A 13,939-nucleotide genomic window follows, 5' to 3' on the forward strand; every position below is an offset into this window, starting at 1 on the left:
GCGCCCTCGCCGAGAGTGCCCGTTCTCGCTCACAGTGCATCGGATTCGGTGCACTCTCGGCGGGAGCGGGCACTTTCGCGTTCCGCGTCAGGCCTCGAAGTCTTCCGGGTCGACGTCGTCGAGGAACCGACGGAACTCGTCGAGCTGCTCCTCGTCGGCGGCCGGTTCGGAGACGGTGTCTTCGACGCCGGCGATCTCGAGCACGTCGTCGGCGACCCAGATCGGCGTGTGCGTCCGTGAAGCGAGAGCGATCGCGTCGGAGGGGCGGGCGTCGATGACGCGCATGCCGTGAGGCGTGAACAGGGTGATCTCGGCGAAGTAGGTTCCCTCTTCGAGACGGGTGACCTCGACGCGATCGACCTCCGCTTCGAGTTCGTGGATCATCTGAGCCATGAGGTCGTGCGCGAGCGGCCGGGGGGTCTGCGCACCCTGGACGGCGACGAGGATCGACGTCGCTTCCTGCTCACCGATCCACACCGGCAGCATCCGCCCCTCCGCCGCCGGTTCGTCGACCGGCTTGAGCAGGATCACGTGCTGTTGTTCGGTGTCACGCGCCACACCGATCACTCGGACTTGCACCATGGTGTCTCCCGTCGCGATCGGTCTCGAAGTTCTGCCATCGTACGGCCGTTCCGACCGCCCGCGGCGGGCTTGCCAGGCGCTTCAAGGCCACCAGCTCGCCGTTTCCCGCGCCTCCCCGCAACCGCTCGCTCGCTCCGCTGTCACGAAAGGCGCGTCGCACGCACCGTGTGCGGCAGGGGAACCCGGCCATGGGCGCTCCGCTGTCGCGAAACGCGGATGCGTCCCGCCGATCGCGACAGGGGAACGCGGGTTTCGGCGGTCTCGCCCGCGGCGAGTCGGATGGGTCAGCGGCCGGCGAAGACCGCGGCGACGTCGTCCCACCACGCCGTGTAGTCGGCGAAGTGGGCGGGACGCCGGGCGGCTGCCTCGTCGAGGATGCGGGAGCGCGCAGCATCCAACTCCTCCACCACGAGCGGCGCGGCGGTGTCGAGCTCATCGAGCGTCGCGGTCTGCGGCGATCCCCAGTGGCCGAGGGCGCCGCCCAGCTTGATACCGGTGTAGGCATCGGCGACCAGCCCGAGGGTCGGAACCCCGGCCGGGGCGGCGAAGACGGCCGGGTGGTAGCGGCTCGTGATCAGCAGCGCGGTGCTGCGCGCGAGGGCGGCGGAGTGCTGCGAATCTCCGGTCGGCACGACCTCGCTCTCGACGGCGAGGCGGGCGCGGATCCGCTCGTGCAGAGCGGCGTCGCCGCGAGGCTCGGCTGCCTGTTCGAGCGGCCCGAAGTGCGCGTGAAACCGCACCGGCCCGCCCACCACGACGGCTGCCCGGTCGATGAGACGGGCGAGGGATGCTTCGACGGCGGCCGGTGGACGGTGGTCGAACCAGCCCGACAGGCTCACGACGATCCCTGAGCGCTCGGACGATCCCGCCGCATCGCCGAGGAACGACGCGTCGTCGACCCCCGAGCGCACGCCGACGTCCCACGAAGCGGCGAGCGCTGCCGACGCCGACTCGCGAACGGCCGCGCGCGCGGCACCGCGCAACAGGGTCGCCACGGCCGCAGCATCCGTCTCGATCAGGTCGGGTCCGAGGGTCTGTCCGCTCACGACGACCGGTAGGTCGAGGGCCCGAGCCATGGCGGCCAGGGTGCCGCGCTCGTGGATGTGGACGGGCCAGCGAGAGGCGAGGTTGCCCCCGCCCGCGACGAGCACGCCGCTCGCGTCGCGCAGCGCCGCCAGGACGCCGGTCGCGGCGTCGTCGGTGGCGAGGGTGGCGCGACCGGATGCTGCATCCACCAGCAGCGCGCTCCGCGCGGCAGCGGCGGCCCGATCGAGGCCGGCGAACCCGAGGCGCGACACCGTACCGATGCCGTATCGCTCGGCGGACTCTTCGGGGGCGGACGAGACGCCGACCACCTCGAGTCCGCGGCCGGCCAATTCGGTGGCGGCCGCCTCGAACATCGCCTCATCACCGATGTGCATCATGCCGTCGACGACGCCGATATCTCCGATGACGATGACGGACATGCGCGGGGTTACCTCCGAAGGATGCGAGAAGAGCGCCTCCACGCTACTCGGACGCCAGGTTCGCCCGTTACCATTCGAACGACCGCGGATCGCGGCACGCTCTACAGAAGAAGCCAAACCATGGGCATTCAGACCACGCTCGACGCCGTCGCAACGGCACCCCGCATCATCGACGCCATCCGGCTCGCCGATGACCTCGCCCTCGAGGCACGACGCGATCCGGGGGTGCGCACCATCCGGGTTCTGGCGGCCGCGATCGCCGGCACGGACCAGGTGTCGGCCATCGCCGCGGTGCACGCGCTGGCGGCACTGTTCGACGAGCAGGCCTCGCGCAGCCTCAGCCGTCTGCTCTCGGACGAGCGCCCGTTCATCCGCGAGCACGCGGCGTGGGCGCTGGGTGAAACGCTCCCCCGCTTCGATGCGATCGGCCGGTTGCTCTCGCTGGTCGCCGACGGCGGCTTCACCGGCATGCTCGCGCAGACGACCCTCGAGAACTGGTCGGGAGCCGTCGGCGAGACCCTCGCCGTCGCTATCGACGCCGCCCTGCTCGGCGTCGAGGGCACGCCCGCTCGCACCCGGCTGGTCGAAACGCTCGGACTCGTGCGTCAGCCCATCGCCGAACGTCGTCTTCTCGAGATCGCCCTCGACGAGAAGGAGCACGAAGACGTGCGTGTCGCCGCGGTCGCAGCGCTCGGGCAGCGCCCCGACGGCGCGCGCATCGCCGACCACCTCGAGCACCTCGTCGGCGGTGAGGGCCGCCTCGCCGAGGTGGCGCGACTCGCCGTCATCGACCTCCAGGTCGTCACGCGGCGCCCCACCGAGACCGACGGGGGGCTCACCGTCGCGCAGCTCTTCCTCCACGCCGACATCGACCCGACGCTGGCCTCGGCCGGCGCGGGCGACAACGGTGGCATCGCCACCCTCCTCGTGCGTCTCGGCGATGCCCTCGTCGCAGACCCCGCGGCCCACGTCGAGCGCGTGCTCACGCTCTCGCGGGGCCCGGTGCCCCAGGCCGCAGCCGACCTGCTCTCGGTCGGCTCCGACACCGGCCACGTCTACGGCCATGTCCCTCTGGCACCGTCGGCCGTTCCCTCGGCCGCCGCGTGGCCGCTGCGCGTCACGGCTCGGCGCGGAATCCGCCGGCTCCTGCGGGCCGCGGGCCGGGTCGACGTGCTGCACCTGCGCATGGCCGACGTCGGAAGCCTCGCCGCCGTCGACGTCGCCCGCGAACTCGGAATCCCGGTGGTCTTCACCGTGGCTCCCGACCCGCACTCGATCATCCAATCGCTCGACCGTTCGGGTGAACTCACCCGCGCGACGTTCGGCGACGTCGATCGGCGCGAGCACTTCTGGTTCCGCATGCGGCTGGTGCAGAACCTCGCCGCCAATGCCGCCCACACCGTGCTGTTCCCCCGCCCCGAACTCGCGCGCGACATGCGCGAACTCGTCGGCATCGACGTCGGTTCGCACCCCGAGCGCCACACCATCGTGGCCGAGGGCGTCGACCTCGACGTGGTCGACCGCGCGGTCGTCGACGCATCCGCTCACGCTCTCGATCCGACCCGCGACGAGCGGTTCGCCGATCTGCACGCGCTGACCGAGGCACTGCCCCCGCACCGCCGCGGATTGCCGATCATCGCTTCGGTGGGGCGCCTGCACCGGGTGAAGGGCATGGCGACGCTCGTGGAGGCGTGGGCGAGCAGCCCGCTGTCGGAGCGGGCGAACCTGCTCATCATCGGCGGAGACCTCGACAATCCCTCACTCGATGAGCGCGAGCAGCTCGAGCGCATCGACGTCGTCGTCCCCCCGAGCACGCGCAACGCGGCCGGCCTGCTCCTGGTCGGCCATCGCCCGAACGACGTGGCCGCGCGGTGGCTCGCCGCGGTGCGGTTCGGGGTGCCCGGTCTCATCGCGCCGAACGGGGTCTACGTCTGCGCGAGCCTGAAAGAGGAGTTCGGCATCGCTCTGCTCGAGGCGATGGCCACCGGACTCACGGTCGTCGCCCCCGACGCCGGCGGCCCCGCCACCTACGTCGAAGACGGGATCACGGGCGTGCTCACCGCCACGTGGGATCCGGCGCAGCTCACCGGTGCGGTCTCGACCGCTCTCGACCTCGCCGCGCGCGGCGACGAGAGCCTCACGCGCCGCGCACACGACATGGTGGCCGCGCGGTTCACGATCCAGGGCATGGCCGCCGCGCTCGGCCCGGTCTACCGCGGAGTGGCGGCCTCCGAGGCCGAGCTGCTGCGTGCCGTCGGCCCGGTGGCATGACGCTCCTCGTCATCGCCCCCGACTACGCCTCGCACCTTCTGCCGCTCGCGACGATCGCGACGGCGTGGCGCGACGCTGGCGCCGACGTCGTGGTCGCGACCGGACCCGCCACCGATCCGATCGTGCGCGACTTCGGGCTGCGTCGCGTCGATCTGCCGCTCGGACGCGGATCGAACGCCGGGGTCATGCGACCCGGCGAGCAACCGAGAGACGAAGCGGCGTCGCTGCAGGGGTTCTTCGACGCGACGCGACGCGGAATGGTGCCGACGCTGGCCTACCAGGCCCGCGAGCGCCTGACCGATCTGATGTGGGATCCGGTGGGTCGTGCCCGCCGCACCCTCGAGGTGGTCGCCGAGGTCTCGCCCGACGCGATCGTGGTCGACCACCTCGCCTTCAGCGCACGACTCGCCCTGCAGACGGCCGGAATCCCCTACGGCGACGTGGTGCTGGGTCACCCCAGCGCGCTCCCCGTGGCGGGCGAGGTCTACGGCTACCCGCCCGCGTGGCCCGCCGCGTTCTCACCCGAGACGGCAGAACTCGAAGAACTGCGGATGCTGTGCGCCGAGGTCTCGCGACGGTTCACCGATCAGTGGAACACCGCGGCGCGAGAACTCGACCCCGCAGCATCCGGAATTCCCGATGCGTTCGCATCGCACGGCGAGCTCGTGCTCTACAACTACCCGGCGGCTCTTGCCGAGGGCGACGGGCGTACGCTGCCGCCGCACGCATTTCTGGGCTCGACCCGCCGCGACGAGGGGCCGGACACCGACGTCGAGAGGTGGCTCGCCGATGACGAACCCTTCGTGTACGTCAGCTTCGGCAGCTTCCTCTCGGTGCGCGACGACGTGCTCGCCCGTGTCGCCGATGCCCTCCGCCGCCTCGGTCTTCGCGCCGCGATCGCGACGGGAGCGACCGACCCGGCCGCGCTGGGCCCCGTGCCGTCGAACTGGCTCGTTCGGGGGTTCCTCCCCCAGGTGCGGCTGCTGGGGCGCGCGGTGGCCGGGGTCACCCACGGGGGCAACAACTCCGTGACCGAATCGGTCGGACAGGGCGTGCCGCTGGTCGTGCTGCCGTTCTCGACCGACCAGTTCGCCGGAGCCGCCGCCATCGAACGCTCGGGTCTGGGGCGGGCCCTCGATCCGAACCGGGCGGATGCCGCAGAACTCGCCGCCGCCATCGACGCGGTGATCTCCGACGACGTCGCCCGTGCCACTCTCGACGGCATCGCCCGCGAGCAGCGGGAGGGGTCGGGACCAGCGATCGCCTACACCGCGCTGACAGGAACCTCGGAGAGCAGCTGAGCCATCGCGATCGGGTCGCCCGACGCCTCGCGGTAGCGCTCCATGCGCGCGGCATTCAGGTCGTACTGGAGCCCCGCGCGGATCTCACCGGGGTGGTGCAGGGCGTACACGCGCCCGGCGTGCCGGACGGGCGGGCCCCCGAGGAGGGTCTGGTGGGCGATGAACCAGGCGGCGTCTTCGAAGCCCCACCCGCGGAAGTTCTCGTCCTGCCCGCCGTGCGCCGCCCACGTGCGCGGCGTCGCGACGTAGACGCCCGAGCACGCGCCGATGATGAGTTCGTAGTGGCAGTCGATGAGCGATGTGCCCGCGTCGAACTGGGCGGAGCCGTCGCGGCCCAGCCACCGGTACTCGTCGTAGGGCAGGTGCACGCGATCGCTGTCGCGCGCGGCGGCGATGGCCGCACGGAGCGGCCCGGGCTCGGGCAAGGTGTCGGCGTCACCCACCACCACGACCGTGCCGTCGGGCGCGTCGCGCATGGCCTTGTTCCGGCACGCCGCGAGGACGAACGGGTCGTCGTCGGTGTCGACCGTGAAGACCTCGAGCTCGGGAAGCTGCTCGGCGTACCAGGCGCGTACACGGTCGTACGCCGGAATGCGAGAGGGCGCAGGACGCCAGGGAAGCACGACGATCGCCTCAGTCACCGCACCAGCGTATCCGCGCAAACGGGGTGCCCGGCGCGTGCGGTTCTCGTGGGGATGCGGAGGGGGTTCGGGCGAGGGTTTCGGCCTGGGTTTTGGGCGGGTCTCGGGCGGGTTTCGCGCGGGCGTTTCGGCACGGGGTGGGGCGGGCGCCGGGCGCCGGTCGGGACGATGTCGGAGGGTGGTGGGACGATGAACGTGTCGTCGAGATCGGGCCCGTGCGTCAGCATCCTGACTCTTCGACACCACACCGAGTGCCCCCGGTTCGCCGGTCGGTGGCGGTCTTCGATCCGAAGACCGTAGTCCCGTGACGACGGATGAGGGCACATGTTCGACTCGCCAGAAAGCGACGATGCCGGCGCCGGTGGTTCGAATGCGGATGCGGCGGGTTTCGCGCATTTCCGTTTCGAGAGCCATCGCGACGACGTCGGCGCGGCCGAGGTCGTCGAGTTGCGAGGAATCCGGGCCGGATTGATCGAAGAGGCCGGGATCATCGCCGCCGCAGAAGCACGTCGGGTGCGGCTGCTGGCCCGGGCAGCAGAGATCGTCCGCGCCCGGGTGGAGCGTACCTCGCGACGCAACTCGCGCGGCCGCGATATGGAGCTGCGGTCGATCGCCACCGAGTTCGCGATGGCACTGCACGAGAACGATCGCACCATCCAGGGCCGGATCGGTGACGCCGAGCAGTTGCTGCGGCTCTTCCCCACGACCGTCGATGCGCTCGAGAGCGGGCTCGTCAGTCGCGCTCATGCCACGGCGATCGTCGACGTCGGGTGCCGCCTCACCGACCCCGACGCGAGGGGTGCGTTCGAGCGGGTGGTGCTCGATCACGCGGCGTCCGACACTCCGGCGCGCACCCGCGCGTTCGCCCGAGGTCTCGCGGAGCGGCTCGACCCTCGCTCGATCGACGAACGATTCGCCGAGGCCTCGCTCGAACGTCGGGTCACGGTCACCGAGCTCGACGACGGGATGGCGCGACTCGAAGCGCTTCTGCCGGTGGTCGAAGCCTTCAGCATTCGCGATCGGCTCACCCGTGGCGCGCGAGCAATACGCGAAGTCGACATCGCCGCGCGCCGCGAACACGACCCGGGGCTGTCGGACGCAGCCGCCGGGATCGATGATGCAGAACCCTCGGCCGGCACCGCCCCCGGCGAGCCCCCGCAGTTCGACGAGCGCACCCTTGACCAGGTCCGCGCCGATCTGTTCACCGACCTCCTCCTCACGGGGGCTCCCGCCATCGATCCGACGCTCGATCGTTCGCCCGGGGGCATCGGTGCGATCCGGGCGCACGTGCAGATCACGGTGCCCGTCACGACCCTCACCGGGGTCACCTCCGGCGGTGCCGAACTCGACGGCCGTTCGCCGGTCGACAGCGAGACCGCCCGGCGCCTGGCCGGGGACGCGACCGGATGGGACCGCGTCATGACCGATCCGGTGCGCGGCACCGTGCTCGAGGTCGACCGCTACGAGCCCTCGGCGGCGCAACGGCGGTTTCTCGCCGCGCACGACGTGCGATGTCGGTGCCCGGGGTGCCGACAGCGTGCCCACCTGTGTCAGCTCGATCACCATCACGAACGACAGCACGGCGGTCGCACCCGACTGCGCAATCTCGCCCACTTCTGTGTGCGCCATCACACGATGAAGACCGAGACCGAGTGGACGGTGCGGCAACTCCCCGGAGGATCGCTCGAATGGACCTCACCGCTCGGATACACCTACCGCGACGACCCTCCGACGCGCGTCGTCTTCGTCCCCGACGCCGATCCCGAAGCCGGTGCTGAACCCGGCGCTGAACCCGGCGCTGAACCCGGCGGCGGCCCTCACCCCGAACCCGATGAGGTGGGGCCGCCGTTCTAGAGGCGGACGCGGGACTGAGAACGGACGCCGGTCTGAGAACGGACACGCGGGTCTGAGAACGGAGGCGCGGGCGGTCCGACCCTTGCCGGCCCACCCACGCCATACTGATCGCATGACGCCGCTCTCTGACTCTGCGGACGAGTTGCGCCGCCTCCGCGAACGCGTCTACGGCGCGGGCGCGGAAGCGACCGTCGCCGACATCGACCGCCTGCGCGATCTCGAGACCCCGCCATCAGTGGACCTCGCACCGCACACACCGCCAGGGCCCCACGCGGCGCCACCCGAGGCGATCGACCACACCCCGGCGCCACCCGAGGGTCCGCACACGCCCGCGGCCGTCGACGCGGCCGACACTCCGCGCCGATCGCGGTGGCGCACGGTGCTAGGCACGATCGGCATCGCGCTGCTCGTCGGAGGCGCGGCATTCGTGGCGGGGATGTCCGTGGCGGCCCCGCCGGCGCCCGACGACCTTCCGGAGTTCCTCCTTCCGCAGACGCAAGAAGACATCGTCGCGAGCAGCCCCGACGACCCGATCGCAGAAACCGTCGATCTCTCGTCGACGCGGTTCATCGCGCGCATCGACGACGTCGACGTCTTCATCGCACGGCCTCCGGATTCCCCCGGCGTGTGTATCTTCACGCGCGTCGCGTCGTCCGAGGTCTTCTCGGGCACCGGCTGCTCGGCGGGCGGGCCGGGGCGCGGAGGCGTCGGCTACGGCATGGTCGGCGGCCTGCAGATCTTCGTGGGCGAACCGTCGGGTCCGGTCGTGGGTGACCCCATCCGGCTCTCGGAGAGCGTCACGGCCTACGTGTCGTGAGGCGTGGCGATGCGCCTGTGCCCACGCCGGCGCGGCGGTGAGACGGGTCAGCCCGCCTCGTTGGGAGTCTCTTCGGGGGTGAGTCGCGGCGGGCTGCTGAAAACCACCACCTCGTCATCGCCCAGGACGAATTGCAGCGCCGTGCCATCGGGAAAGCGTTCGCGCAGCGCGTCGGGCGCGCTGGGGTTGACGATGAACGGCGCGACGGCGGGAAACTCCCCCGCGCCGCATCCGCTGAGGTAGAAGTTCCGGAACGAACTCGCCCCGTCCTCCAGAACAGACGCCTCGACGACCGAGATGCACACGTCGACGGCGCTGAAGCCCACCGCGCTGCGCTGGGTTAACGCGCGCAGTCCGTAGAACTCCGCAAAGATCTGGCCGCCATCCGACCGGCCACCGAAGATTTCCGGCCATTCCGCGGCCGAGTCCACCGGTAGCACCGCCACCTGACGCGGATCCGCCTGCAATCGATAGGTGAACGCCGCCGTGATCGCGGCGACCACCACGATCACGGCCACGAGCGAGAACGCGGCCAGCACCGTGAGTCGTCGACGGGTCCACCAGAGGCGAGGCGGAGCGTCGCCGACGACGACGCTCGAATCCGATTCGGGACGGATGATGCCCGACTCCGGCTGGATGCTGCCCGATTCCGGCTGAAGACCGGCCCACTCCGGGCGGATGCGGCCCGATCCCGGACGCTCGACGGTGGGCGGAGTCTCGCTGACCGTGAGCTCGGCCTGCTGCACCGCTCGCTCCGCGAGGGCAGCCGACTCGAGCTCATCCAGCCGCCGGAGTGCGTCGGGGTCACCCCCAAGGTCGGCGTCCGGACCGTACGCGCGCGCCCGGAGCGACCTCAGCTCTCGCTCGCTCTGCTCGTCCACGTCCGATCCCGGCGTCTCGGTCGTCAGTCGCGCAGCGGCGACCCGACCGCGTCGAACCGGAACCCGCCGAACTCGCCCGACAGCAGAGGGCGCGCGGCGGCGATCGAGGCCTGCACCTCGGGCAGCTGCAGCGACGCGCGGTGCGCGGCAGCATCCGTCCACACCTCCACAACGAATACGGTGTCGGGCTCGTCGTCGTTCACACCGACCTCGTAGACGAGACACCCGACATCGGCCAGCGCGGCGTTCCGCTTCGTCAGGTGGGCGGCCAGCTCGTCGCGCTTTCCGGGCTCGGCGCCCAGCGTCCCCGCGTTGACGAACGTCATGCCTGATCCGACTTGCGTGCGCCCGCTTCGAGCACGTCGCCCGCGGGCAACTCCTGGTGTCCACCGAACTGCTGGCGCATCGCCGACAGGATCTGGTTGGCGTAGTGGTCTTCGCCCCGCGACGCGAAGCGCTCGAAGAGCGACGACGCGAGCACCGGTACGGGAACACCCATGTCGACGGCAGCCTTGACCGTCCAGCGACCCTCGCCCGAGTCCGAGACACGACCGGCCAGGCCGTCGAGAGTGGGATTCTGCTCGAGGGCAGCCGCGGTGAGATCCAGCAACCACGACGAGATGACCGAACCTCGGCGCCACAGCTCGGCGACCTTCGGGGTGTCGATCGTGAACTGGTAGAACTCCGGCTCTTCGAGCGGGGCGATCTCGGCCGAGTGCTCCGACTCGCGCTTGCCGGCATCGGCGTTCTGGAGGATGTTCAGCCCCTCGGCGAGCGCGGCCATGATGCCGTACTCGATGCCGTTGTGCACCATCTTCACGAAGTGCCCGGCTCCCGAAGGACCGCAGTGCAGCCATCCTTCTTCTTCGGGGGCGAGGTCGCCCGTGCGTCCGGGGGTGCGCGGCACTTCGCCCAGACCCGGGGCGATCGTCTCGAGGATCGGCTTGATGACGGCGATGGCTTCATCGGGCCCGCCGACCATGAGGCAGTATCCGCGCTCGAGGCCGAACACGCCCCCGCTCGTTCCCACGTCGACGTAGTGGATGCCCTTGTCCGTGAGCGACGCCGCACGGCGAACGTCGTCACGGTAGTTCGAGTTGCCCCCGTCGATGATGATGTCGCCCGGTTCCAGTTCAGCGGCGACCTGGTCGACGACCTGGCCGGTGAGCCCGGCGGGGATCATGAGCCACACGACGCGCGGTGCCTCGAGCTTGGTCGCGAGGTCGGCGAACGATGACGCCCCGGTCGCCCCCTCGGACGCAAGAGCCGTCACCGCCTCGGCGTTGACGTCGAAGACGACGGCTTCGTGGCCGTCTTTCATCAGCCGTCGGACGATGTTTCCGCCCATTCGTCCGAGACCCACCATGGCCATCTTCATATCGATCTCCCTCTCAAGCCCGTCGAAGCCGAAACGGCCCGCGCGTACATCGCGAGTCTAGGGACGTGCAGAGTCTCCCGGAGCCCCCTGGCGCGCTTCCTCAGAGACGCAGAACCTCCGTGATGCGCAGCACGGCCGTACCCGCTTCTTCCGAGGCCGCGAGGTCGATCTCACCGCGAATACGCCAGTCGTGGTCATCGGCGGGGTCGTCGATCGTCTGCTCGACCTTCCACACTCCGGATGCCGCAGCATCCGATTCGTCGATGCTCACCAACGCGGACGACCGCGCCGGCCCCCCGGTGAGGATCTCGTCGTGCTCGTCGAAATACGCGTCGAGCGCGGCCGGCCAGTCGACATCGGGGTCGAGGGCCGCGAGTTGGTCGTCGCGCTGCCGCGCGGCGAGCTGGACCCGGCGGAAGAGCTCGTTCCGCACCAGCACATTGAAGGCTCGCCGGTTCGTCAGCACCGAGGGCGGAGCCGGGGGCACGACGGGTGCGGCCGGATCGAGAGCGGAGTCGAGGGGATTGATCATCGCCTCCCACTCGTCGACGAGGCTGGAGTCGACCTGACGCACCAGTTCGCCGAGCCAGGCGATCAGGTCGAGCAGATCGGGCGTCTGCGCATCGGTCGGAACCGTCTGCCGGATGGCTCGGTACGCGTCGCTGAGGTAGCGCAGAACGAGGCCTTCGCTGCGGGCGAGCTGGTACACCGAGATGAGCTCGCCGAACGACAGGGCCCGTTCGAACATGTCGCGGACGACCGACTTCGGCGACAGCTCGAAGTCGCGGATCCAGGGCTGGCTCGATGCGAAGACCTCGAACGACTGCGCGAGCAGCTCGTCGAGCGGTTTCGGCCAGGTCACCTGCTCGAGCGCCTCCATGCGCTCGTCGTACTCGATGCCGTCGCGTTTCATCTGGGCGACGGCCTCGCCCCGGGCGAGGTACTGCTGCTGCGACAGCACCGGGCGAGGGTCGTCGAGGGTCGCCTCGATGATGCTCACCACGTCGAGGGCGTAGTGGCCGGTGCCGGCGCTCCCCGGCGCGGTTGCTGAGCCTGTCGAAGGATCGCCCCCGCCGATCTCGGTCGAAGGATCGAGCAGATCGATCGCGGCGAGCGCGAAGGGCGACAGCGGTTGGTTGAGGGCGAAGTTGGCCTGCAGGTCGATGGTGAGGCGGATGCTTCCCTCCACGACCTCGACCACGCCCGCCGCGACGAGCGTGCGATAGATGTCGATGGCCCGACGGGCGAGCTCGTACTTTCGTGCCCGCGGCTCGTGATTGTCGAAGACCAGGGAGCGGACGTTCGCGAACACGTCACCGCCCCGCGCGATGACGTTGATCAGCATCGCGGCGGTGAGCTGCATCTGCGGTACCAGCGGCTCGGGTTCGGCGGCGACCAGACGCTCATAGCTCGCCTCGCCCCAGTTGACGAAGCCCTGCGGCGCCTTCTTGCGCACGATCTTGCGCTGCTTCTTCGGATCGTCGCCGGCCTTCGCGATGAGGGCGGCGTTCTCGACCTCGTGATCGGGCGCCATGATCACGACGGTGCCCGCGGTGTCGTAGCCCGCTCGCCCGGCCCGGCCCGAGATCTGGTGGAATTCGCGCGCGCTCAGCTGGCGCATCTTCTGACCGTCGTACTTCGTCAGCGCGGTGATGAGCACCGTGCGGATGGGCACGTTGATGCCGACCCCGAGGGTGTCGGTGCCGCAGATCACCCGCAGGAGCCCCCGCTGGGCGAGGGTTTCGACGAGCCGACGGTAACGCGGCAGCATCCCGGCATGATGCACGCCGATTCCGGCACGCACGTAGCGCGAGAGCATGCGTCCGAAGGCCGTGTTGAATCGGAACCCGCCGATCGCCTCGGCGATCTCATCGCGCTGTTCGCGCGAGACGACTTTCACGCTCGACAGCGCCTGCGCGCGTTCCATCGCGGCGGCCTGGGAGAAATGCACGATGTAGATCGGCGCCTGCCGCGTGTCGAGCAACTCCTGCACCGTCTCGTGCACGGGGGTGCGGACGTAGGAGAAGTGCAGCGGCACGGGGCGCTCCACGCCCGTCACGAGGGCGGTCGCCCGCCCGGTGCGCCGAGAAAGATCATCCGCGAGCTCGGCGACGTCGCCGAGGGTGGCCGACATCAGCAGAAACTGCGCCCTCGGCAGGAGAAGCAGCGGCACCTGCCAGGCCCACCCGCGGTCGGGGTCGCCGTAGTAATGGAACTCGTCCATCACGACCTGGTCGACCACGGCCTCCGGCCCCTGGCGCAGCGCCAGGTTCGCCAGGATCTCGGCCGTGCAGCAGATGATCGGAGCATCGGGGTTGACCGACGAATCGCCCGTGACCATGCCGACGTTCTCGGCGCCGAAGACATCGACGAGCGCGAAGAACTTCTCGCTCACCAGGGCTTTGATCGGCGCGGTGTAATACGAGCGCCCACCCGCGGCAAGACACGCGGCGTGCGCCGCGATGGCGACGAGAGACTTTCCGGTGCCGGTCGGCGTCGAGAGCACCACGTTCGCGCCCGAGACCAGCTCGATGACGGCCTCGTCCTGCGCCGGGTACAGCGAGAGGCCGCGGTCGGACGCCCACTCGACGAAGCCGGTGTAGGCGGCGTCGGAGTCGGCGCCCCGCGGCACACGGTCGAGCAGGGTGAGGGTCACGCTCTACCTTTTCACGCGCAACCTTTTCGCGCGCACGGGGTGGCCCGCACGCTCCTCCCCACGGCTCTCCAGGAACGCGGCGCGGCGGCCGC

At 70.5% G+C, this 13,939-nt stretch carries 11 protein-coding genes; 4 read left to right on the forward strand and 7 right to left on the reverse strand.

Translation table 11 applies throughout. The features are described from left to right. Positions 1–87: 87 nt before the first annotated feature. Positions 88–582 carry a bifunctional nuclease family protein gene (locus ACFXQA_RS02170; RefSeq protein ID WP_394518148.1) on the reverse strand — a complete coding sequence of 165 codons (495 nt, stop codon included), beginning with the start codon at positions 580–582 and terminating at the stop codon, positions 88–90. 284 nt (positions 583–866) lie between these two features. After that, positions 867–2,048, reverse strand: coding sequence for a polysaccharide pyruvyl transferase family protein (locus ACFXQA_RS02175; RefSeq protein WP_394518149.1), 1,182 nt, complete (start codon positions 2,046–2,048; stop codon positions 867–869). Between the two features lie 120 nt (positions 2,049–2,168). Here ACFXQA_RS02175 and ACFXQA_RS02180 point away from each other — a divergent pair, with 120 nt between their 5' ends. Then, the gene (locus tag ACFXQA_RS02180) at positions 2,169–4,319 is read left to right on the forward strand and encodes a glycosyltransferase (protein WP_394518150.1); all 2,151 of its coding nucleotides are present in this window, start codon (positions 2,169–2,171) and stop codon (positions 4,317–4,319) included. Continuing rightward, on the forward strand, positions 4,316–5,620 hold the full coding sequence (locus ACFXQA_RS02185; RefSeq protein ID WP_394518151.1) for a glycosyltransferase: 1,305 nt from the start codon (positions 4,316–4,318) through the stop codon (positions 5,618–5,620). The genes ACFXQA_RS02180 and ACFXQA_RS02185 overlap by 4 nt, the downstream gene beginning before the upstream one ends. On the opposite strand, the gene ACFXQA_RS02190 is transcribed toward ACFXQA_RS02185, so the two are convergent. Then, positions 5,584–6,261: a glycosyltransferase family 2 protein gene (locus ACFXQA_RS02190; protein WP_394518152.1), complete on the reverse strand. Its 678-nt coding sequence runs from the start codon at positions 6,259–6,261 to the stop codon at positions 5,584–5,586. The two genes, ACFXQA_RS02185 and ACFXQA_RS02190, sit on opposite strands and share 37 nt — an antisense overlap. A 324-nt stretch (positions 6,262–6,585) precedes the next feature. Between ACFXQA_RS02190 and ACFXQA_RS02195 the strand changes: the two genes are divergently transcribed. Beyond that, positions 6,586–8,115: an HNH endonuclease signature motif containing protein gene (locus tag ACFXQA_RS02195; RefSeq protein WP_394518153.1), complete on the forward strand. Its 1,530-nt coding sequence runs from the start codon at positions 6,586–6,588 to the stop codon at positions 8,113–8,115. Between the two features lie 112 nt (positions 8,116–8,227). Then, complete coding sequence (locus tag ACFXQA_RS02200) at positions 8,228–8,932, forward strand: hypothetical protein (protein WP_394518154.1); 705 nt, start codon at positions 8,228–8,230, stop codon at positions 8,930–8,932. A 47-nt stretch (positions 8,933–8,979) separates the two neighbouring features. Here ACFXQA_RS02200 and ACFXQA_RS02205 read toward each other — a convergent pair whose 3' ends face one another. The 4 genes from ACFXQA_RS02205 to ACFXQA_RS02220 all read right to left on the reverse strand — a co-directional run bounded on the left by ACFXQA_RS02205 (position 8,980) and on the right by ACFXQA_RS02220 (position 13,847). Next, the gene (locus ACFXQA_RS02205; RefSeq protein ID WP_394518155.1) at positions 8,980–9,813 is read right to left on the reverse strand and encodes a hypothetical protein; all 834 of its coding nucleotides are present in this window, start codon (positions 9,811–9,813) and stop codon (positions 8,980–8,982) included. Positions 9,814–9,836: 23 nt separating this feature from the next. Further along, complete coding sequence (locus tag ACFXQA_RS02210) at positions 9,837–10,139, reverse strand: putative quinol monooxygenase (protein ID WP_394518156.1); 303 nt, start codon at positions 10,137–10,139, stop codon at positions 9,837–9,839. Then, on the reverse strand, positions 10,136–11,191 hold the full coding sequence (gnd, locus tag ACFXQA_RS02215) for a phosphogluconate dehydrogenase (NAD(+)-dependent, decarboxylating) (RefSeq protein ID WP_394518157.1): 1,056 nt from the start codon (positions 11,189–11,191) through the stop codon (positions 10,136–10,138). Before gnd ends, ACFXQA_RS02210 begins: the two co-directional genes overlap by 4 nt. 100 nt (positions 11,192–11,291) lie before the next feature. Beyond that, entirely contained in the window at positions 11,292–13,847 is a 2,556-nt protein-coding gene (locus tag ACFXQA_RS02220) for a DEAD/DEAH box helicase (RefSeq protein ID WP_394518158.1), read from the reverse strand. Positions 13,848–13,939: the final 92 nt, after the last annotated feature.

Origin of the sequence: Microbacterium shimangi (assembly GCF_043556445.1) — a bacterium.
Classification (GTDB): domain Bacteria; phylum Actinomycetota; class Actinomycetes; order Actinomycetales; family Microbacteriaceae; genus Microbacterium.